Raw genomic sequence first — 501 nt, 5'->3', positions numbered from 1 at the left:
CGAGGCGGTCACGCTGCCGGTCGAGGAGGGTCCGGCGGCGGTCCGCCGGGACCTGGCGGAGTTGCTGGAACGCCACCCCGACGTGTCCGCCCTCGTGGTGCAGAACGAGTCGGCGGTGGGGCCGGTGCTGGCCAGCCTGCCGCTGCTGGGCCGCCGGGTGCCGCAGGACGTGTCGGTGGTGGCGATCTGCCCCGACCAGTTCGCCGAGCAGTCCGGGCTGACCTCGGTGCCGGTGCCGGCCGAGGAGGTGGGCCGACAGGCGGTGACCCTGCTGATGCGGCGGTTGCGGGAGGAGCCGGTACCGCAGGTGACGCTGCTGGAACCGCGGCTGACCGTGCGGGACAGCACGGCCCCGGCCGGCCGGTGACGGCCGTTGTGGTGAGCGACCGGGTGGGTGGCCAGCCCGGGGACCCGCGGCGGCACCCTACCGATGGGACTCCCGGTGCCGGGACAGCATGCCGGCGGCCAGCGGGGCGCCGTCCAGGTCGCCGGCGGCGATCC

Annotated in this window: 1 protein-coding gene; it reads left to right on the top strand. The window is 76.4% G+C overall.

All coding sequences use genetic code 11. The features are described 5' to 3' along the window. The coding region (locus LQ51_RS12235) for a substrate-binding domain-containing protein (protein ID WP_046565265.1) at nucleotides 1-367 on the top strand (367 nt) is incomplete at its 5' end. Nucleotides 368-501 lie beyond the last annotated feature (134 nt).

The sequence above is a fragment of the Micromonospora sp. HK10 genome, from assembly GCF_000982955.1.
In the GTDB taxonomy this organism is placed as follows: Bacteria; Actinomycetota; Actinomycetes; order Mycobacteriales; family Micromonosporaceae; genus Micromonospora.
The sequence above is the reverse complement of the archived record's forward strand: the minus strand, read 5'-3'. Positions and strand labels throughout refer to the sequence as shown.